The organism is Saccharothrix lopnurensis, from assembly GCF_042658445.1.
GTDB lineage: Bacteria > Actinomycetota > Actinomycetes > Mycobacteriales > Pseudonocardiaceae > Actinosynnema > Actinosynnema lopnurensis.
In genome coordinates, this window is record NZ_JBHSQO010000025.1 from 35,738 (window position 1) to 55,641 (window position 19,904).

Annotated in this window: 20 protein-coding genes; 11 read left to right on the forward strand and 9 right to left on the reverse strand. The window is 73.0% G+C overall.

The features are described from left to right. Positions 1–69: 69 nt before the first annotated feature. On the reverse strand, positions 70–453 hold the full coding sequence (locus ACFP3R_RS22920) for a cupin domain-containing protein (RefSeq protein WP_380638427.1): 384 nt from the start codon (positions 451–453) through the stop codon (positions 70–72). Positions 454–505: 52 nt separating this feature from the next. Between ACFP3R_RS22920 and ACFP3R_RS22925 the strand changes: the two genes are divergently transcribed. Then, the gene (locus tag ACFP3R_RS22925; RefSeq protein ID WP_380638428.1) at positions 506–1,468 is read left to right on the forward strand and encodes a helix-turn-helix domain-containing protein; all 963 of its coding nucleotides are present in this window, start codon (positions 506–508) and stop codon (positions 1,466–1,468) included. Between the two features lie 324 nt (positions 1,469–1,792). Here ACFP3R_RS22925 and ACFP3R_RS22930 read toward each other — a convergent pair whose 3' ends face one another. After that, positions 1,793–2,419: an O-methyltransferase gene (locus tag ACFP3R_RS22930; protein WP_380638429.1), complete on the reverse strand. Its 627-nt coding sequence runs from the start codon at positions 2,417–2,419 to the stop codon at positions 1,793–1,795. A 207-nt stretch (positions 2,420–2,626) separates the two neighbouring features. Between ACFP3R_RS22930 and sigE the strand changes: the two genes are divergently transcribed. From sigE to ACFP3R_RS22950, 4 genes are all read left to right on the forward strand, one after another. Next, complete coding sequence (gene sigE, locus ACFP3R_RS22935; RefSeq protein WP_380638430.1) at positions 2,627–3,202, forward strand: RNA polymerase sigma factor SigE; 576 nt, start codon at positions 2,627–2,629, stop codon at positions 3,200–3,202. Then, on the forward strand, positions 3,199–3,792 hold the full coding sequence (locus ACFP3R_RS22940; protein ID WP_380638431.1) for an anti-sigma factor family protein: 594 nt from the start codon (positions 3,199–3,201) through the stop codon (positions 3,790–3,792). Before sigE ends, ACFP3R_RS22940 begins: the two co-directional genes overlap by 4 nt. 69 nt (positions 3,793–3,861) lie before the next feature. Continuing rightward, positions 3,862–5,394, forward strand: coding sequence for a S1C family serine protease (locus tag ACFP3R_RS22945; protein ID WP_380638432.1), 1,533 nt, complete (start codon positions 3,862–3,864; stop codon positions 5,392–5,394). Between the two features lie 47 nt (positions 5,395–5,441). Next, positions 5,442–5,822 carry a sec-independent translocase gene (locus ACFP3R_RS22950; RefSeq protein ID WP_380638433.1) on the forward strand — a complete coding sequence of 127 codons (381 nt, stop codon included), beginning with the start codon at positions 5,442–5,444 and terminating at the stop codon, positions 5,820–5,822. Positions 5,823–6,136: 314 nt separating this feature from the next. Here the strand turns inward: ACFP3R_RS22950 and ACFP3R_RS22955 are convergent, their stop codons facing one another. Both ACFP3R_RS22955 and ACFP3R_RS22960 read right to left on the reverse strand, forming a co-directional pair. After that, positions 6,137–9,688, reverse strand: a complete 3,552-nt coding sequence (locus tag ACFP3R_RS22955; RefSeq protein WP_380638434.1) for a CARDB domain-containing protein — start codon at positions 9,686–9,688, stop codon at positions 6,137–6,139. 409 nt (positions 9,689–10,097) lie between these two features. After that, a complete protein-coding gene (locus tag ACFP3R_RS22960) occupies positions 10,098–11,267 on the reverse strand; it encodes an Mrp/NBP35 family ATP-binding protein (RefSeq protein ID WP_380638488.1) in 1,170 nt (389 codons plus the stop codon). 121 nt (positions 11,268–11,388) lie between these two features. Here ACFP3R_RS22960 and ACFP3R_RS22965 point away from each other — a divergent pair, with 121 nt between their 5' ends. Beyond that, the gene (locus ACFP3R_RS22965; RefSeq protein WP_380638435.1) at positions 11,389–11,823 is read left to right on the forward strand and encodes a MarR family winged helix-turn-helix transcriptional regulator; all 435 of its coding nucleotides are present in this window, start codon (positions 11,389–11,391) and stop codon (positions 11,821–11,823) included. A 4-nt stretch (positions 11,824–11,827) separates the two neighbouring features. Here ACFP3R_RS22965 and ACFP3R_RS22970 read toward each other — a convergent pair whose 3' ends face one another. From ACFP3R_RS22970 to ACFP3R_RS22985, 4 genes are all read right to left on the reverse strand, one after another. Beyond that, positions 11,828–12,319 (reverse strand): DUF1003 domain-containing protein, encoded by a 492-nt coding sequence (locus ACFP3R_RS22970; protein WP_380638436.1) that lies wholly within the window; start codon positions 12,317–12,319, stop codon positions 11,828–11,830. Beyond that, complete coding sequence (locus tag ACFP3R_RS22975) at positions 12,312–13,565, reverse strand: magnesium transporter MgtE N-terminal domain-containing protein (RefSeq protein ID WP_380638437.1); 1,254 nt, start codon at positions 13,563–13,565, stop codon at positions 12,312–12,314. Before ACFP3R_RS22975 ends, ACFP3R_RS22970 begins: the two co-directional genes overlap by 8 nt. A 98-nt stretch (positions 13,566–13,663) precedes the next feature. Beyond that, positions 13,664–14,506, reverse strand: coding sequence for an aminoglycoside phosphotransferase family protein (locus ACFP3R_RS22980; protein ID WP_380638438.1), 843 nt, complete (start codon positions 14,504–14,506; stop codon positions 13,664–13,666). Then, positions 14,503–14,838 carry a hypothetical protein gene (locus tag ACFP3R_RS22985; protein WP_380638439.1) on the reverse strand — a complete coding sequence of 112 codons (336 nt, stop codon included), beginning with the start codon at positions 14,836–14,838 and terminating at the stop codon, positions 14,503–14,505. The genes ACFP3R_RS22980 and ACFP3R_RS22985 overlap by 4 nt, the downstream gene beginning before the upstream one ends. 116 nt (positions 14,839–14,954) lie before the next feature. On the opposite strand from ACFP3R_RS22985, the gene ACFP3R_RS22990 reads away from it, so the two are divergent. The 4 genes from ACFP3R_RS22990 to ACFP3R_RS23005 are packed head-to-tail and all read left to right on the forward strand — an operon-like array spanning position 14,955 to position 17,959. Beyond that, positions 14,955–15,914: an HpcH/HpaI aldolase/citrate lyase family protein gene (locus ACFP3R_RS22990; RefSeq protein WP_380638440.1), complete on the forward strand. Its 960-nt coding sequence runs from the start codon at positions 14,955–14,957 to the stop codon at positions 15,912–15,914. A gap of 43 nt (positions 15,915–15,957) precedes the next feature. Beyond that, complete coding sequence (locus ACFP3R_RS22995; protein WP_380638441.1) at positions 15,958–17,040, forward strand: AAA family ATPase; 1,083 nt, start codon at positions 15,958–15,960, stop codon at positions 17,038–17,040. Next, positions 17,037–17,699 carry a DUF4276 family protein gene (locus ACFP3R_RS23000; RefSeq protein WP_380638442.1) on the forward strand — a complete coding sequence of 221 codons (663 nt, stop codon included), beginning with the start codon at positions 17,037–17,039 and terminating at the stop codon, positions 17,697–17,699. The genes ACFP3R_RS22995 and ACFP3R_RS23000 overlap by 4 nt, the downstream gene beginning before the upstream one ends. A gap of 59 nt (positions 17,700–17,758) precedes the next feature. After that, positions 17,759–17,959, forward strand: a complete 201-nt coding sequence (locus ACFP3R_RS23005; protein WP_380638443.1) for a hypothetical protein — start codon at positions 17,759–17,761, stop codon at positions 17,957–17,959. Here the strand turns inward: ACFP3R_RS23005 and ACFP3R_RS23010 are convergent. Then, positions 17,956–18,387 (reverse strand): DUF4190 domain-containing protein, encoded by a 432-nt coding sequence (locus ACFP3R_RS23010; RefSeq protein WP_380638444.1) that lies wholly within the window; start codon positions 18,385–18,387, stop codon positions 17,956–17,958. The genes ACFP3R_RS23005 and ACFP3R_RS23010 overlap by 4 nt on opposite strands. 142 nt (positions 18,388–18,529) lie before the next feature. Here ACFP3R_RS23010 and ACFP3R_RS23015 point away from each other — a divergent pair, with 142 nt between their 5' ends. Continuing rightward, on the forward strand, positions 18,530–19,726 hold the full coding sequence (locus tag ACFP3R_RS23015) for an acyl-CoA dehydrogenase family protein (protein WP_380638445.1): 1,197 nt from the start codon (positions 18,530–18,532) through the stop codon (positions 19,724–19,726). Positions 19,727–19,904 lie beyond the last annotated feature (178 nt).

Here is a 19,904-nt window from a genome sequence, read left to right on the forward strand (position 1 = left end):
CTGCGCTCCCCGCCTCCCGCCTCCCGCCTCCCGCCTGCCCGGTGCGCGGCCGGGTCGGCGCGCGACCCGTCAGACGTCCTCGCCCAGGGCGTGACCGGTGGTCGCGTCGACGTGCTCGGGAACCTCCTCGTGCCGGTCCCCGACGCTCGACGTCCCGCTGGGCTCGACCACCATGATCCGCGCCCCACCCCTCGACGACGGCTTGTGCCGCGCGCCCCTGGGCACCACGAACACGTCCCCCTGCCCCAGCCGGACGGTGCGCTCCTCCAGCGCGATCTCCAGTTCACCCTCCAGCACCAAGAAGAACTCGTCCGTGTGATCGTGCGCGTGCCACAGGTGCTCACCCCGGACCTTGGCCACGCGGATGTCGTAGTCGTTCACGGTCGTGACGATGCGCGGGCTCCACAGCGCGTCGAAGCTGGCCAGCGCGTTCCCCAGGTTGATCGGCTCCATCGCCTGATCGTGGGCTGTTCCCACCCGGACGTGGAAGTGCTAGGAACCGCACATGCCGCCAGGATCCTCGCACCACGTGGTGATGATCGTCGACTCCGGCTCGAACCCGTTCGAGATGGGCGTCGGCACCGAGCTGTTCGGCCTGACGCGCCCGGAGCTGGGCGAGGACCGGCCGTGGTACTCGTTCACGCTGTGCGCCCTCGGCCCGGTCCGCATGAACCACGGCTTTTTCACCCTCACGGGTGTCCCTGACCTGAGCGAAGCCGACCGCGCGGACACCCTGATCGTGTCGAACCGCCCGGACAGCTGGGTCCGCCCGCCGCAACCCCTGCTCGACGCCGTCACCCGCGCCCACGACCGCGGCGCGCGCCTGGTCAGCTTCTGCACGGGCGCGTTCACCCTGGCGCACGCGGGCCTGCTGGACGGCCGCCGGGCCACCACGCACTGGCGGTGGGCCGACCTGTTCCGCGACCTGTTCCCGCGGGTCACGCTGGTCCCCGACGTCCTGTACGTCCAGGACGGCCCGATCCACACCGCCGCCGGCAGCGCCGCCGCCCTCGACCTGGGCCTGCACCTGATCCGCGAGGACCACGGCACCGAGGTGGTCAACACGGTCTCCCGCCGCCTGGTGTTCGCCGCCCACCGCGACGGCGGCCAGCGCCAGTTCGTCACCCGCCCGGTGCCCGAGGTCCCGGACGAGTCGCTCGGGCCGGTCCTCACCTGGGCCCGCGCCAACCTGCACGAGCCGCTGACCGTCGCCTCGCTGGCCACCCGGGCCGCGGTCAGCCAGGCCACGCTGCACCGGCGGTTCCGGGCCGAGCTGGGCACCACCCCGCTGGCCTGGCTCACGGCGGAGCGCGTGGACCTGGCGCGCAGCCTCATCGAGCGCGGCGAGTCCCGGCTCGACGTGGTCGCCCGCCGCAGCGGGCTGGGGTCGGCGGCCAACCTGCGGGTCCAGTTCCACCGCCGCACCGGGCTCGCCCCCAGCGCCTACCGTCGCCGGTTCGGGCCGTGAGCGGGGTGGGGCCGGGCAGGAGGGCCGTGAGCGGGTCGGCGCACGGCAGGCGGGGCGGAGCTGGGCAGGGCAGGCGGGGCGGGGTGGGCAGGCGGGCGAGGTAGGTGGGGTGGGTCAGGCGGGGCGGAGTAGGCGCGGAGTAGGCGGAGTGGGCGGGGCGTGCCGGGGTGGTAGGGGGCAGGGGTGGTGGTCGGGCTCCTCATTCATTTCAACCGATGATCGGGAACACCGTTTTCGTACATCTTCGGCCGATGTTCACCCAATCGTGTGACCAGGCAAAACGCCCCCATACGCCACACACTAGAGCGGTTCCGGCACCCCCGCTCACCCCGCCTTCGCCGCCACCAGCAGCCCGTCGCCCAGCGGCAGGATCACCGGCACCAGGCGCTCGTCGTCGCGCACGGCCTTCGCCACCTCCCGCATCGCCACCGTGTCGGCGTCCCGGTGCGACGGGTCGACCACCCGCCCGTGCCACAGCACGTTGTCGAACGCGATCACCCCGCCCGGCCGCAGCAGCCGCACCCCCTCCCGCAGGTAACCGGGGTACTCCGCCTTCGCCGCGTCCACGAACACCAGGTCGTACGCGCCGTCCGCCAACCGGGGCAGCACCTCCAGCGCCCGCCCGGTGATCAGCCGCGTCCGCGACACCGCGACCCCGGCCTCCGCGAACGCCACCCGCGCCGCCCGCTGGTGCTCCGCCCGCACGTCGATCGAGGTCAGCACCCCCGCCACCGGCATCCCGCCGAGCAGGTAGAGGGCGCCCACGCCCGCTCCGGTGCCGACCTCGACCACGGCCTTGGCCCGCAGCGCGGCCGCCAGGAACCGCAGCGCCGCCCCGCCACCGGCCCCGATCGGCACGCAGCCCAGCTCGGCGCCGCGACCCCGGGCCGCCGCCAGCACCGGGTCCTCGGGCAGGTAGTGCTCCACGTACTCGCGCGTAGGCGCATCCACAGCAGGAAGGCTAACGCCGACGGCGGCCGTCCGGGGCCGGCTCCGCCGAGCCGTGATTCTCAGCCTGCTCTCAGCCGCCTCTCACCATCGTTATAAGGGGACCGGTCAGGCTGGTCGCAGCGCAGGACCAACGGGAACACGCGAGGCACGCCGAGCGTTGACCCGTGCAGCAGGGCATCCAGCCCACTGGAGGTGCTCAACCCCCCGATGCCGAAGCAGTCGACCGCCACACCGACCGCGCCCATCGAGGACGCGGAGTGGACCGTGCCCTCGTGGGACCAGGTCGTGCGCGAGCACGCCGACCGGGTCTACCGGTTGGCCTACCGCCTCACCGGCAACCAGCACGACGCCGAGGACCTCACCCAGGAGACCTTCATCCGGGTCTTCCGCTCGCTCGCGTCGTACAAACCCGGCACGTTCGAGGGCTGGCTGCACCGCATCACCACGAACCTCTTCCTCGACATGGCCCGCCGCCGCTCGCGCGTGCGCATGGAGGCCCTGCCCGAGGAGCACGACCGCATCCGGGGCGACGACCCGAGCCCGGAGGAGGTCTACGACGAGACCCACCTGGACCCGGAGCTCCAGGCCGCGCTGGACGAGCTGCCGCCCGAGTTCCGCGCCGCCGTGGTGCTGTGCGACGTGGAGGGGCTCTCCTACGAGGAGATCGGCGCCACCCTGGGCATCAAACTGGGTACGGTGAGGAGCAGGATCCACCGGGGCCGCCAGGCCCTGCGGTTGGAGATGGAACGCCGTCGGGGTCTTGTTCGGGAGGACTCTGCATGACCGACCTGCGAGGTTGGCAACTGCCCGAGCAGCACCTGCTGCCCGACGCGGTGGTCGCCTTCGTCGACGGTGAGCTGTCCGCCTCGGCCCGCGGTCGGGCGGCCGCCCACCTGGCGCGCTGCCCGTTCTGCGCGGCCGAGGCGTACTCGCAGCAGCAGGCGAGCTCCGCGGTGCGGGCCGCGCCGACCCCGTGCGCGCCCGCCGGCCTGCTGGCCAGGCTGGGCGCGATCCCGGAGCAGGTCGAACTGCCCAGCGCGCCCGACAACCTCGCGGTCACCGAGGACGGCCAGCTGGTCACCGTGCAGCGGCCCGACCGGGTGACCTTCGGCACGGGACCCGTCCTGGGCCAGAGCCGCCCTTTCGGCACCGGCGGCGGTAGCCGCCTCGGCGGCAGGCGGGCCCGGCACGGCGCCGGCGTCGTCGTCTCCGGGCTGATGCTCGGCGCGCTCGCCCTCGTCGTCCCCGGCGACGACCCCTCGCCCTCGCCCGCGCAGGGCACCACCCCGCCGCCCCTGCCCGCGGTCGCGCCGTCGCCCTCCTCGGCCGAGCGCGTGGACGTGCTGCGCCCGGTCGCGGACCTGGGTCGCTGACGGCGACTTCACCGCTCGGCGGGCACGATTGCCCCGCGACAGGTTTTGCGTGACGACGTGCGGGGAGCGATGAGCGAGCCAGAGCAGGGCAACGGGACCCCCAGGTCGGGCGTCGACGACGGGGCGCACCGCAGGCTCGCGCCCCGCCCCCTGGCCCGCCCGGCCGTCGACCCCGGTCAGGCCGCCGCGTTCGGTCGGCCGCGGGACGTGCCCGGCGCGTTCGCCGCCGACCGCCCGGCCCCCTACACCAACGGCAGCGGCCCGGTGCGGCTCGCGCCGCCACCGCCGGAGGCGCTGGCCACGGCGTTCGGCCGGCCGCGGGACGACGCGGGCACGCGCCTCCAGCGCCCGCCGCTGGACCTCCACGGCGAACCCGAGGTGGAGCCGGTCTTCTGGGAGGGCAGGCCCGCGGGCGACGCGTGGCGCGACCCGGGCGCCTCGGCCGTGATCGGACCGCCCGCGGTGACCGAGGGGTCCGCGCCCGCGGCGAAGCCCGACACCAGGACCGGGGCGCAGCTGAGCGTGCCGGAGCTGCTGTTCGGGCGGCGCGTGAAGCCCACGGCCCTGGTGCTGCTGCTGGCGGCGGCGCTGCTGGTCGGCGCGGGCGGCGGCGTGGTCGGCTGGCTGCTGGGCCGCGTGGGCAACCCGCTCACCGACGGTGGCGTGACGCTGGCCGAGGTCAAGCCCGCCAAGGAGCGCCCGGTCGGCTCGGTCGCCGACATCGCGGGCCGGGTCACGCCCAGCGTGGTGTCGATCGAGTTCAAGGGCGCCAACGTGGCGGGCGTCGGCTCGGGCGTGGTCATCGACGGCGCGGGCTACGTGCTCACCAACGACCACGTGGTCGCGCCGGCCGTGCAGGACACGTCGGCGAAGCTGACCGTGGTGTTCACCGACGGCAAGCGGGCCGTGGCGCAGGTCGTGGGCCGCGACTCCAAGACCGACCTCGCGGTGATCAAGGTCGAGGTGGAGAACCCGACCGTGCTGCGGTTCGGCGACTCCGACGAGCTGGCCGTGGGCGACACGGTGCTGGCCATCGGCTCCCCGCTGTCGCTGTCGAACACGGTCACCGAGGGCATCGTCAGCGCCCTGCACCGCCCGGTGACCGCGGCGGGCGAGAACGGCGGCCCCCAGGTCACCTACGACGCGATCCAGACCGACGCGGCCATCAACCCCGGCAACTCCGGCGGCGCGCTGGTCGACTCGTCCGGCGCGCTGGTCGGCATCAACTCGTCCATCCGCACCGAGACCGGCGGCTCCGTCGGCCTCGGGTTCGCCATCACCGGCAACTACGCGCGCCGCATCTCGCAGGCGCTGATCCGCGACGGCGAGGTCAAGCACGCGGACCTGAACCTCAACGCCCGCTCGGCGTCCGCGGAGACCGCGGAGGGCGCGCAGGTGCAGAACGTCCTGGAGGGCGGCGCCGCCTCGGCCGCCGGCATCCAGGAGGAGGACGTGATCATCCGCGTCGGGGACCGGCTGGTGCGCAACGCCGCCGAGCTGACCGTCGCGGTGCGGGAGCGCGAGATCGGGGAGACGGTGCCGGTCGTGCTGGTCAGGCAGGGTCGGGAGCTGACCGTGCAGGTGACCCTGCGCTCCGACTGACGGTTAGGCTGGTCGTCGAGACCGGGGGCGGAAGGTGGGGCACGCGCGTGTTCGACAGCATCGGATGGGTCGAGGTCCTGGTCATCGTCGTCGCGGGCCTGTTCATCCTGGGCCCGGAGCGGCTGCCGTCGGCGGCGGCCTGGGTGGGTCGGACGATCCGCCAGGTGCGCGAGTACGCGACCGGCGCGCGCGACCAGCTCAAGCAGGAGATGGGGCCGGAGTTCGAGCAGCTGCGCAAGCCGTTGGAGGACCTGCGGGAGCTGCGGAACTTCGACCCGAAGCGGGCGATCACCAAGCACCTGTGGGACGACGAGCCGAGCGAGAAGCCGAACGGCTACCCGACGACGCCCCGACCGCAGCCCCAGGTCCCGGCCGAGCGGCCGCTGGAGCGCGGCGAGCGGCCGCCGTACGACCCGGACGCGACCTGAGCCGAGCCGGTGGCCGTGGGCCGGTGGCCGTGGACCGGTGACCGAGCCGGTGGCCGTCGACCCGGGCCGGCGACCTCGAACCACCGGCTTCGACCGGAATCCCGGGCACCGACCTTGACCAGCGGTCCCGAGCAGCAGCCCCAACCGGCAGCCCCAACCAGCGGCCCTGACCAGCGGCGACGACATCGAGCCCCCGTTTTTGTCGGACCCCGGGAGTAAGATCAAAGCAGGGGTCCCCTTGGCGAGGACCCCTGCTTCGACGCACGCGGCCGGTCAGCTCACCGCGAGCCCCTGCTCCGACGCCCGCGGGCCGGTCACCCCACCGCGAACCCCCGGTGGGCCGAGGCCGTCCGGGTGATCGTGAACTGCGACCCCGGCTCGACCACCACGTCACCGGTGGCCGAGTTCGTGATGGTCACGTTGGTCAGGGTCGCGCTGCCCCGCGCGCCCCCGTGCGCCAGGATTCCCGCCCCGTGGTTGGACCGGTCGATCCGCACGTTGCTGATCACCACCCCCGACACCGAACCGCCGCCGGACTTGAACTGGATCCCGTCGTAGGTCGAGTCGTGGATCTCGGTGTCCCGGATCACCACGCCGGGGATGTCGCGGCCCTGCGCGAACAGCGTGATGGCCCCGAACTCCTGCTGCTCGCCCCAGAACGCGCCGCCGGTGCGGTGCAGGGCGTTGTTCGCCAGCAGGGTCTGCCCGGAGAACGGCAGCGGGTCGTGGTCGGTGGCCAGCATGATGCCCGGGTAGTTCATCGTGTCGTAGACGAGGTTGTTCTCGGCCCGGTTGCCGTAGCCGCCGTAGATGGCGATGCCGTTCGCCCGCCACGGCAGTTGGATCGTGTTGTTCACGAACGCGTTGCTGTGCGCGACGTCCACGGCGGTGTTCTTGACGTACTGGTTGGCCCAGACCGCCAGGGCGTCGTCGCCGGTGTTCCGGAACGAGGAGTTGAACACCCTGGAGTTGCGGGTGCCGTTGGTGAAGTTGATCCCGTCGGCGTAGGTGTTGCGGATCCTCATCCCGCTGAACTCCAGCCCGTCGCCCGGACCCCACAGCTCCGGGATGTTGCTGTAGTCGCGCCCCACCCACGCGCCGACGTTGGCGTGCTCGATCCACACGTTCGTGATCTTCGTGCCGGGGCCGAAGCGGCCGTTGAGGCCGACGCCGCCCTCCGCGCCGCCCTCGCCGCCGCGGATGCGGCCCGAGCCGAAGATCGCGATGTCGGAGATCTGGGTGTTGGCGTCGATGTCGAAGCCGAAGTTGCCCTCGTGCGGGTGGTTGATCATGCCCGGCGCGAGGTGCGGCTCGGTGGTCGAGTACAGCTGCGAGTGCCACATGCCCGCGCCGCGGACGGTGACGTCCTTGATCCCCACCTGGTTGTGCTGGCCGCGGTTGAGCGGGTCGTCGGTGAGGATCTTCCGCTCCTGCCGCCACTGGCCGGCGGGGATCCACACGCACCCGATGACGCCGTTCTGGTCGTCGGTCACGGCCCGCTGGAGGGCGTCGGTGTCGTCGCGGCCGTCGTCGGGCACCGCGCCGTACTCGGTGATCGACGTGCAGCCGGCGGGCTGCGTCGACGGCGGCGCGACCTGCTCCAGGTCGATCAGGTCGATGACGTGGAACGCGGCCGTGTCGGAGGCGTCGCGCTGGAGCTTGAACCGGGTGCCCGACGGGTAGGTGCGCGACAGCAGCGCGTGCGACTCGTCGAACAGCCGCCGCGCGTCGGCCTGCGGCGTGTTGGTCAGGCCCTCGGGGCTGTCGGTGTTGCCGTACAGCCAGCTGTGCTTCGACGTCAGCGTCAACTTGCGCACGAACACGTCGTCCGCGTACAGGCTGATGCTCGCGTCCGCGCCACCGCCACCGGGCGCGTCGGGCACCGAGTTGCGCACCACGATCGAGTTGGCCGAGGCGGTGGAGGTGAACTCGACGAAGTGGCCGGTGGCCGACAGCCGCACCGACTGGCGGCCGGACGACTCGGTGGCGAAGTTCGTGTGCCCGAACGTGCGCCGCGGGTCGGCCGTGAGCAGGGTGCCCTGGTAGCGGGCGTGCTCGGCCTCGTGCTCGACGTACGGCACGGCCGCGCCGCGCCCGACCACGATGGACCGGCCGAGCGAGTTGTTGTTCTCGTCGGTCTCGGCGACCACGCCGGTCGCGTCGGCCGTCGCGGTGATGGTCGCGCCGCCGTTCGCGGCGGTCCAGGTGCCGCCGAACGCCACCGTCGCGGTCGCGCCGGCCGCGATCGACGGGGTGGTCGCGTTGAGGGTCGCCCCGCCGACGGTCAGCCGGGTGACGGTGGTCGCGCCGGACGCGGACGTGCCCCGGTTCCCGACCGCGGCGGTGAAGGACACCGCCTGCCCGGGGGCCGGGTTCTGCGGGGTCCAGGTGATGCCGGTGACCCGCAGGTCGGGGCCCGGCGCCTGGCCGACGACCAGCGGCGAGGCCGCGGTGAAGGCGTTGTTGTCGTCGTTCTGCTCCACCACCGCGTTGGTCGGGTCGACCGCGGCGGACGCGCGGTAGCTGCCCTGCGGGCGCCGGCCCGCGTCCACGACGGCGGTCGCCGACGCGCCCGCCGCCAGCGCGGGCACCGCCGCGGTGCCCACCACGGCGCCGGCCAGGCTGACGTTGACCGTCGTGGCGGGCGCGGCGGCGGTGCCGGCGTTGCGCACGACCGCCGACAGCCGCACCGCGTCGGTCTCCACCGGGTTCGCGGGCGCCCAGGTCAGCCCGGTCACCACCAGGTCGGGGTTGGGCGCGGACGTGCCGACGACCTGGAGCTCGGCGACCTGCCCGCCGGGCGCGCCGGTGTTGCCGGCGATGGCCAGCCGCAGGTCCGCGACGCGGCCGGTGACCGGGATGGTCACCGAGTTCTGGTTGGTCGACGGGCCGAAGGCGTAGTCGGCGCGGGCCCGCAGGGTGGTGAACCCGGTGGCGGACTGCTCGCGGCCCTGGACCTCGATCGCCTGGGTGCGGTTGCCCCACGACTGGTCCGGGTTGAGCTTGACGACCACCGAGGTGACGTCGGCGTTGGCGCCGAGCCTCACGGTCAGCGTCGACGGGTGCCCGTTGGACTCCCAGTAGGTGGCGAGGTTGCCGTCGGTGGCGTTGGCCGCGACGAACGTGTGCACGGAGGAGGACGCCTCGACCGGCTTGCCGCGCGCCAGGTCCTGCCCGCCGCCGCCCTGGCCGACGCGGGTCACCCGGTTGCTGTCGGGCGACTCGTTGCCCGCCGCGTCGCGGGCCCGCACGGTGTAGGAGACGGTGGCCGTGGTCGGCCGGGTGTCGGTGTGGGTGGTGCCCGCGACCGTCGCGATCGGGGAGCCGTCGCGGTGGACGGTGTAGCCGGTGACGCCCACGTCGTCGGTGGCGGCGGACCAGCTCAGCCGGATCTGCTCGCCGCTCTGGGTGTAGGTCAGGTTCCCGGGCGCGGTCGGGGGCCGGGTGTCGCCGGTCTCCGGGCCGTAGACCTCGACCTCGGCCACCTGCGCGGCGGGCCAGGCGGTGTTGCCGGTGACGTGCACCCGCACGTGGCGGGTCGAGGCGGCGGTGAAGTCGATGGTGGCGGCGTTGCCCGAGCCCGGGTCGAACGCGCGGCCGGCGGCGGGGGCGAGATCGGTGAACGTCGTGCCGTCGGCGCTGCCCCGGACGGCCGCGGTCTGGGTGCGGGAGCCCCAGCCGGAGGGGAGTTTCAGCACGACGCGGTTCACGCTCGTGGCGGCGCCCAGGTCGACCTGGAGCCACTGCGGGAACGCGTTGTTGGCGCTCTCCCAGTAGGTCTGCGGGTTGCCGTCGTTGCCCTGGGAGGCGGGGTAGCCGGGCTGGGAGGCGCTCGCGGAGACGGCCTTGCCTGCCGCCAGGTTCACCGCGGTCGGGTTCACTCCCGAGGGGTTCACTCCTGAGGGGTTCACTCCTGAGGGGTTCACTCCTGCGGGGTTCACTCCCGCGGGGCTCACGGGGTCGCCGGACGCGGCGGGGGCGGGGAGGCCGAGGGCCAGCAGGCCGACCGCGAGGAGGCCGCCGATCAGCCGCCGGCGGTGCTGCGTTCGTTTCATGGTGTCCTCTTCGTCGGGGACAACGGGGGCGGTGACGCAGCAGGCGCGGCGGTTACCTGCTAGCGGGTTGCAGGTAGTAGCGAAGTTTTTGAGTTGTCTTTGTCGAGTTCTTGCAGTGTTGCGCTCAAAGGTTGCAGATGAGTTCCGGTTCGTCAACGGTCGCCGCGCACGAAGAAGGCCCCCGGGGCGTCCCGGGGGCCTTCTCGGGGGGTCGGTGCGGCTACCGCCCGGCGGGCGAGACGTTCAGCAGTCGGCCGGCCAGCCCGCGCGACCGCGTCGACAGCGCGCCCGCCACCGACGACAGCACCCGCCCCGCCGCCGAGTCCGGGTGCGCCAGCACGATCGGCGTGCCCGCGTCGCCCTGCTCCCGCAGCCGCGGGTCCAGCGGCACCTGGCCCAGCAGCGGCACCTCCGCGCCCACCGCCTGGGTCAGCGAGTCGGCCACCGCCTGCCCGCCGCCCGAGCCGAACACGTCCATCCGGGTGCCGTCGGGCAGCTCCAGCCACGACATGTTCTCGATCACGCCCGCCACCCGCTGCCGGGTCTGGAGCGCGATGGACCCGGCCCGCTCGGCCACCTCCGCCGCCGCCTGCTGGGGCGTGGTCACGACCAGGATCTCCGCGTTGGGCACCAGCTGCGCCACCGAGATCGCCACGTCGCCGGTGCCCGGCGGCAGGTCCATCAGCAGCACGTCCAGGTCGCCCCAGAACACGTCGGCCAGGAACTGCTGGAGCGCCCGGTGCAGCATCGGGCCGCGCCACACCACCGGGGTGTTGCCGGGGGTGAACATGCCGATCGAGATCAGCTTCACGCCGTGCGCCTGCGGCGGCATGATCATCTTCTCGACCTGGGTCGGCCGGTCGGCGGTGCCGAGCATCCTCGGGATCGAGTGGCCGTAGATGTCGGCGTCCACGACGCCCACCGACAGGCCCCGCGCGGCCATCGCCACGGCCAGGTTCACCGTCACCGACGACTTGCCCACGCCGCCCTTGCCCGAGGCCACGCAGTACACCCTGGTCAGCGACCCGGGCTGGGCGAACGGGATCACCGGCTCCTCGACGCCGCCGCGCAGCGACCTGCGCAGCTCGGTGCGCTGCGCGTCGTTCATCACGTCCAGCTCCACCCGCACCCCGGTCACGCCGGCCAGCGCGGACACCGCCGCCGTCACGTCGGCGGTGATCTTCTCGCGCAGCGGGCAGCCGGACACGGTCAGGTAGATCGCCACGTCCACGACGCCGTCGGCGCCGACCACGACGTCCTTCACCATGCCCAGCTCGGTGATCGGACGCCGGATCTCCGGGTCCTGGACCCCGGCCAACGCCTTCTGCACGTCGTCAACGGTAGGAAGAGTCACTGCGCGCGCCTTTGCCGGAGGTGGTGGGACCGCCATGCTACGGCGGCCGTGCACCACCAAAGCTACCGGCTGGTCACCCCGGCCCCGGGGGCAGCGCGAAGCGGGTTGCGTGCTTTCCGTAACATTGTTGTTCGTGCCGGAAACCGGAAGTGCCCGGTTGCCCACCCGAACCGAGCTGGGGGTGTGGCGATCGTTCCTCCGGGCCCATGCTCGGCTCACTCGGGTCCTGGAAGCCGAACTGATCGCCGAGCAACGCCTGTCGCTCGCGGCCTACGACGTCCTCGTCCAGCTGGCCGAGACGCCGCAGCACCGCCTGCGGATGACCGAGCTGGCCGAGGCGGTGCTGCTGTCCCGCTCCGGCGTGACCAGGCTGGTCGACCGCCTGGAGCGCGCGAACCTGGTGCTGCGGGAACGCGCCGACGGCGACGGCCGCGGCGTGGTCGCGGTGCTCACCCCGCAGGGCCTGGAGCGGTTGCGGATCGCCTCGGGCACCCACCTCGCGGGCGTGGTGCGCCACTTCGCCGAGGAGTTCGGCGCGGCCGAGCTGGAGGCGTTCGGCCGCACCTGCGACCGCCTCGCCGGCGAGCCCTGACGGGTCAGGACGGCACGTCGTCCCGGACCTGCCTGCGGCGCTCCCGGAACACCCGCTCCAGCTCGCCGCGCAGGTAGTCGCGGGTCACCACCTCGCCGACGGCCAGCCGCAGCGCGGCCAGCTCCCGCGCCAGGTACTCGGTGTCGGCCTTGGTCTGCGCCGCCCGTGCCCGGTCCTCCTCCAGCGCCACCCGGTCCCGGTCGTCCTGCCGGTTCTGGGCCAGCAGGATCAGCGGCGCGGCGTAGGCGGCCTGCGTGGAGAACGCCAGGTTGAGCAGGATGAACGGGTACGGGTCCCAGCGCAGCGACACCGCCGCCAGGTTCAGCGAGATCCACAGCACCACCATCAGCGTCTGCCAGAACAGGAACGTCCCGGTGCCCAGGAACCGGGCCAGCCGCTCGGCCAGGCGCCCGAACGCCTCCCGGTCGAGCGACACCCGCAGGCGGCCCGGCGTGCGCGGCTGGTCCAGCCGCCTGCGCGGCTGCGGCTCAGGCATGGGTCAACCCCGTTTCCCGCCAGTTGTCCGGCAGCAGGTGGTCCAGCACGTCGTCCACGGTCACCGCGCCCAGCAGGTGGTCTGTCTCGTCCACCACCGGCCCGCACACCAGGTTGTAGGTGGCGAAGTACCGGGTCACGTCGCCCAGCGACGCCGCGGGCGACAGGGTCGTCAGGTCGGTGTCCAGCACGCCCGCCACCAGGTCGGACGGCGGCTCCCGCAGCAGCCGCTGGATGTGCACGCAGCCCAGGTAGCGGCCGGTCGGCGTGGCCGTCGGCGGCCGGCAGACGAACACCATGCTGGCCAGCGCGGGCGTCAGGTCAGGGTTGCGCACGTGCGCCAGCGCCTCGGCCACCGTCGCGTCCGGCGCGAGCACCACCGGCTCCGGCGTCATCAGGCCGCCCGCGGTGTCGTAGCTGTACTCCAGCAGCCGCCGCACCGGGGCCGACTCGGCGGGCTCCATCAGCTCCAGCAGCCGGTCCTTCTCCCGCTCGGGCAGCTCGGCCAGCAGGTCCGCCGCGTCGTCGGGGTTCATCGCCTCCAGCACGTCCGCGGCGCGCTCGTCGTCCAGGTGCGCGAGCAGGTCCTTCTGGTCCTCCTCGGCCATCTCCTCCATGACGTCGGCCAGCCGCTCGTCGTCCAGGGCCTCGGCCACCTCGTAGCGGCGCTTGGCCGGCAGCGAGTGCAGCGCCAGCGCCACGTCGGCCGCGCGCATCGCCTCGAACACCGCCACCAGGTGCGCGGCGCCCTGCGGCTGACCGGCCAGCTCGGTCACCGACAGCCCGGTCAGCTCCTCCCAGCGCAGCACCTGCACCGGGCCGCGCCGGGCCAGCCGGCCCGTCCGCTCGCGCACCGCCACCCGCGTCATCCGCCAGTCGCGGGTGCGGGAGGGCTCCATGGCCGCGTCGACCAGCACCGCGGTCGCGCCCGAGGCGAGCGCCACCCGGGCGTCGAGCAGCTCGCCGACCACCAGCACCTCGTTGGTGCGCTGGTGGAACTGGCGCAGGTTGACCGAGCCGGTGGCGAGCGTCACCGCGTTCGGCTCGATCGAGGTCACCCGCAGCATCGGCACGAAGATCCGCCGCCGGGTCGCCAGCTCCAGCACCAGGCCCAGCACGCGCGGCGGCTGGCGGTCCACGCGCAGGCCGACGACCAGGTCGCGGACCTTGCCGATGGACTCCCCGTCGGGGCCGAACACGGGCAGACCGGCGAGCTGGGCGGCGAAGACGCGGTTCACGGCGACCACGGTGGTCAGGCTAGTCGGCGCGCGGGCGCGGCGCCGCGTTCACCGCGCGTTCGGCCGCGCGTTCCACCGGGAGTACACCCGGGCGTTCCACTGTGGACCTACGCGAGGGCGCGGGCGATGTGCTCGGAGCAGAGGGCCGGGTCGTCCCGGTGGAACTCGGCGCTCCACAGCCAGTTGTCCACCGCCCGGTAGAAGGTCCACGCGCGGGCCCGCTCGGCGTCCAGCTCGCCCAGGTCGCACAGCGCGGCGAACCGCTCCCGCACGTCGTCCTCGCCGAACCTGTTCCACAGCAACGGGATCACGCCGAACTCGCGGTCGCCGGCCAGCGGCTTGGGGTCGATCATCAGCCACGGCTCGCGCTCGCCGCGCAGCACGTTCTGGAAGTGCAGGTCCTCGTTGACCAGGGTGTCGCCGGCCGTGGCGGCCAGCTCCCGGCCCAGCTCGGTGGCCCGCGCCGCGAACGCCGCCGGCACCGGTCCGCCCAGCGCGGCGTTCTCCGCGACCAGGTCGGAGGGGGAGTGGCGGCGGAACTCCGGGCCGGCCGGCAGGCGCAGCCGGCGCAGCAGGCCGCCGGTGACGGCCAGCGCGTCCGCCAGCGGCTCGCGCTCCAGGTCCCGGGTGTGGTCGAGGCGCTCCAGCAGCAGGGCGCCGCGCTCGTCGTCGTGGTCGAGCAGCCGCACCACCCCGTCGCCGTCCCACGCCCGCAGCGCCAGCGGCTCCTGCCGGGTCTCCTCGTCCAGCCAGGTCAGCTTGAGCGCGGCGGGTTCGCCGTCGGCGCGGCGGACCGGCAGCACGACCCCGACGAAGCCGTTGAGCAGGCCGCCGTCCGGGGTCAGCCCCCAGCGGTCGCAGAACTCCGAGGCCAGGTCGGGCAGCGTTCCCCGCCACGCCAGGGCCCCCTCGCCGAGGGTGGTGGCGAAGTCGTCCGGGACGGTGATCACGCGAGCTCCAGGCGGTAGACCGCGGTCCACGCGGGCCGGGCGTTGAGGCGGGCGGCGCGCAGGGCGGCGGCGGTGTCGTCGTCCGGGACGACCAGGCGGGCGGTGGCGGCCACCTCCACCAGGTGCGAGCGGGTGCTCGGCGAGCGGACGGTGACCGCGCAGGCCACGCCGTCGGCCAGGCCCGGCACGGTCTGCTCGGCGCCGCCGACGGCCACCAGCACCGCGCCGTCGCGCCACAGCGCCCACACCAGCCGCGGCGCGTGGCCGTCGGGGCGGACCCACACCGCGGCCGCCTTGCGCAGCGCGTTGTCCAGCACCTGTGCGATCTCCACCGGTTCAGCCTGCCACGGACCTGTGAATCGGGACTCACGGAATAGCGGGCGCACCGCGTGCGTGCCACCCTTCGCCGGGACAGGAGTTACCGGCCGGTACGAGGAGGTACCCCACCGTGGTCGACCAGCAGCGCCCCCGCCGTTCGTGCCTGGCCGTGCCCGGGTCGAGCCAGAAGATGATCGACAAGGCCCGCACGCTGCCCGCCGACCAGGTGTTCCTCGACCTGGAGGACGCGTGCGCGCCGCTGGCCAAGCCGGGCGCGCGCAAGACCATCGTCGCCTCGCTCAACGAGGGCGGCTGGGGTTCGCGCGCGCGGGTCGTCCGGGTCAACGACTGGACCACCGAGTGGACCTACCGCGACGTGACCGAGGTCGTCGAGGGCGCCGGCGCGAACCTCGACTGCGTGATGCTGCCGAAGGTGCAGACGCCGGAGCAGGTGCACGCGCTCGACCTGCTGCTGACGCAGATCGAGAAGACCATGGGCTACGAGGTCGGCCGCATCGGCATCGAGGCGCAGATCGAGAACGCGCTGGGCCTGGTCAACGTCAACGCGATCGCCACCGCCTCGCCGCGGGTGGAGACGATCATCTTCGGGCCGGCCGACTTCATGGCGTCGATCAACATGAAGTCCCTGGTCGTCGGCGAGCAGCCGCCCGGCTACGACGTGGGCGACGCCTACCACCACATCCTGATGTCGATCCTGATGGCCGCGCGGGCGCACGACAAGCAGGCCGTCGACGGCCCGTACCTCCAGATCCGCGACGTCGACGGCTTCCGGCGCGTGGCGGGCCGCTCGGCGGCGCTGGGCTTCGACGGCAAGTGGGTGCTGCACCCCGGCCAGATCGACGCGGCCAACGAGGTGTTCAGCCCCCGGCAGGAGGACTACGACCACGCCGAGAACATCCTCGACGCCTACGGGCACTACACCTCGGAGGCGGGCGGGAAGCGCGGGGCCGTGATGCTCGGGGACGAGATGATCGACGAGGCGTCGCGGAAGATGGCGCTGGTGATCTCGTCGAAGGGGCGCGCGGCGGGCATGTCGCGCACGGACGTGTGGACGCCGCCGGAGGGCTGAGTTCCCCGGAGCCCCGGTCGGCCCGTGGCCGTAGAGTGATCGCGTGGCCGACCGGGAGCTGAAGTCGATCGAGGTCGAGGGCTACGCCTCGATCCGCGGGGCGGCGGTCTCCCTCGGCCGGTTGAACGTGCTGATCGGTGCGAACGGCGCGGGCAAGAGCAACTTCATCCGGGTCTTCGAGCTCCTGGGGCGCCTGGTCGAGTCGGACCTGGGTTACTTCGTGGGTCTGAACGGCGGTGCTTCGGCGCTGCTCACCAGCGGTGCGGGCACGCGGGCCGTCCGCGTCCGCCTGGACGGCGCGGAGAACCTCTACGAAGCGGTGCTCGTACCGGCGAGCAACGATGAGTTGATCTTCGAGCGGGAGAGCGTCCAGGCCCGGGAACTCACCGTCGGGCTCGGTCGGGGGCACCGCGAAACGCGCCTCCACCAGGTCCCCGAGTTCGAGACCACCGCCTACGCGGCCCGGCTGCTCCGGGGTTGTCGGGTCTACCACTTCCACGACACCAGCAGGAACGCTCCGGTCAAGCAGATGGTGCCCACCGCGGACAACCTGCTGCTCCGCAGCGACGCGGGCAACCTCGCCGCCGTGCTCCGCGTGCTCGCCGAGAGCGACGACCGGGCCGACCAGGCGGCCTACCGCCGGATCACCGGTGTGATCCGGCAGGTCGCCCCGTTCTTCCGCGACTTCGTGCTGAGCCCGGAGAAGGGGGACCGGCTGCGGCTGCGGTGGCGTCCGAAAGACTCGGACGCCGTCTTCTCCGCGGACCAGATGTCCGACGGCACCCTGCGGTTCGTGTGCCTGGCGACCCTCCTGCTGCACCCGCGGCTCCCCGCCCTCGTGGTGCTGGACGAACCCGAACTCGGGCTCCACCCCTACGCCGTGGTCCAGCTGGCGGGACTGCTGCGCCAGGCGTCGACGCGCAGCCAGGTGCTCATCGCCACCCAGTCGGTGACCCTGATGAACCAGTTCGACATCGACGACCTGATCGTCGTGGAGCGGGTCGACGGCGCTTCGACCTTCTCCCGGCCGGACCGGAAGCGGTTGGCCCGGTGGCTGGAGGAGTACTCGCTCGGCGAGCTGTGGGAGAAGAACGTCATCGGGGGTCGGCCGGGCGGGAGCGCGTGAGGAACGGGTTCCGGCGGGTGCACCTCCTGGTCGAGGGGCAGACCGAGGAAGCGGTGGCCGCCCTCGTCATCCGTCCCCACCTCGAAGGGCTCGGTTGGCACACCAGCCTGTCCCTGGTGAAGACCAAGCGGCCGGCCGGAGGACCGTCGCACAGGGGCGGGATCACGAGTTGGGCGCAGGTGGAACGGGATGTCCGGCTGCTGCTGAACGACAGCAGCCTCGACGTCCTGACCACCCTCTTCGACTACTACGCCTTCCCCGACACCTGCCCCGGCATGGTCGACCGGCCGCCGGGTGACGCCTACCGTCAGGTCGAGCACGTCGAGCGCTGCCTGGCCGACGCGGTCGGTGACCGCCGGTTCCGGCCGCACCTGGTGCTGCACGAGCTCGAAGCGTGGGTGTTCGCCGCCGCCGAGGAGCTTGCGCTGCTCCACGGACCGGAAGTCGCCGACCGCCTGCGCGCCGATGTGGCGGCCGCGGGCGGTCCCGAACTCGTCAACGACGGACCGGCCACCGCTCCCTCCAAGCGGCTGCTCGCGTACTGCCCGACGTACCTCAAGACCTCCGACGGGCCCGCGGCCGTCGAGGAGCTGGGGATCGCGCGGCTGCGGGCCGTGTGCCCGCACCTCGATGCCTGGCTCCGCACCTTCGAGCGGTGACGGGGTGCTCACGGTCCGGTGACCCCGCCGGTGAGCCTCCCCACAGATCCCGTCCCCGATTGGCGATCAAGCCCCGGGCCGTGGGCATGGTGGTGGGCGTGTCACGACATCGAGCCCGGCGCAGGCGGTTGTTCCGGCGCCGACCCGCCGACGACCTGCTGGAGCGCAGCTTCCGGACCTGCCCGCGGTGCTCCCGGGACGTCCACGTGTTCTTCGACGAGTGCCGCCACTGCGGCGGGGCGCTGGAGATCGGCGCCTAGCGCGGCTGCGGCAGCTCGTTGACCAGCAGCACCGACATCACGATCAGCAGGACGAACGCCAGCACGCCGAGCGCGGTCAGCACGATGCCGATGACCATGCTCGCGGTGGCCATGCCCCACCCCTCCTCGCCGGTCCGCCGGATCTGCTTGCGCGCGACGACGCCGAGCGGGATGGACGCCGGGGCGAACAGGAACAGGCAGATCAGCGCGGCGATCGCCATCCCGTTGGTGCCGCGCGGCTGGAGGTGCTGCCCGTACCCGGGGTGCTGCCCGTAGCCCGCCTGCCCGTACCCCGCCTGCCCGTGGTCGGGCTGTGGGTACCCCGCCTGCTCGTACCCCGCCTGCTCGTACGCCGGGTACCCGGGGTACGGCTGCTGACCCGGCTGCTGCTGCTGCTCGGGGTGCTGGTAGGGCGGCGGCTGGGACATTCGAACCCCCTGGTGGGACGGCGAGGCACAGGTTAACCGCTGTTTCGGTTCAGCGGGTGGCGCGGAGCACTTCCGGGGCGCGCCCGACCGCCCACCCGGCCATACTCGCCGGTAACCCACGGGAGCGACGAAGGGAACCGCGATGGCGCGCCTGGCCCGGACCGCAGGACTGACCGACGTCCAGGAGGAGATCCTGTCGACGGTCCGCACCTTCGTGGACAAGGAGATCATCCCGCACGCCCGGGCGCTGGAGCACGACGACACCTACCCCGCCGACATCGTCGAGGGCATGAAGGAGATGGGCCTGTTCGGGCTCACCATCCCCGAGGAGTTCGGCGGGCTCGGCGAGTCGCTGCTCACCTACGCCCTGGTGGTCGAGCAGATCGCGCGCGGCTGGATGTCGGTCTCCGGGGTGATCAACACGCACTTCATCGTCGCGCACATGCTCAAGCAGCACGGCACGCCCGAGCAGAAGCGGGCGTACCTGCCGCGGATGGCGACCGGCGAGGTGCGCGGCTCGTTCTCGATGTCCGAACCGGAGCTGGGCTCCGACGTGGCCGCGATCCGCACGAGGGCCGTCCGCGACGGTGACGACCTCGTCGTCGACGGCCAGAAGATGTGGCTGACCAACGGCGGCACGTCCAACCTGACCGCCGTGCTGGTGCGCACCGACGAGGGCTCGGACAAGCCGCACCGGAACCTGACCGCGATCCTGGTGGACAAGCCCGAGGGCTACGGCGAGGTCGCGCCGGGCCTGACCATCCCCGGCAAGATCGACAAGATGGGCTACAAGGGCGTCGACACGACCGAGATGGTCTTCGCCGGCTTCCGCGTCCCGGTCGGACAGGTGCTGGGCGGCGAGACCGGTCACGGGTTCGGGCACATGATGGACGGTGTCGAGGTGGGCCGGGTCAACGTGGCGGCACGGGCGTGCGGCATCGCGCTGCGGTCCTTCGAGCTGGCCATCGAGTACGCGCAGCAGCGCCGGACCTTCGGCAAGCCCATCGCCGAGCACCAGGCCATCGCGTTCAAGCTGGCCGAGATGGCGACCAAGGTGGAGGCCGCCCACCTGATGATGGTCAACGCGGCGCGCCTGAAGGACTCGGGCGCGCGCAACGACGTCGAGGCGGGCATGGCCAAGCTCATCGCCTCGGAGTACTGCGTCGAGGTGACGCAGGAGGCGTTCCGCATCCACGGCGGCTACGGCTACTCCAAGGAGTACGAGATCGAGCGCCTGATGCGCGAGGCGCCCTTCCTGCTGATCGGCGAGGGCACCAGCGAGATCCAGAAGACCATCATCAGCCGGGGCCTCCTGCGCGACTACCGCTCCCGCGCCTGACCGCGAGTCGAACGCTCGGGACCACCGTGTCGAACGTTCAGGACCACCGTGTCGAACACCCAGAACGGGTGAGTTCCACATTCGGGTCACCCGGGCGGCCCGCCCTCGGGACGCGAACGTGGAACTCGGGGGTCCCGGGTGTTCGACACGGTGGGTCCGGGTGTTCGACTCGCGCGGC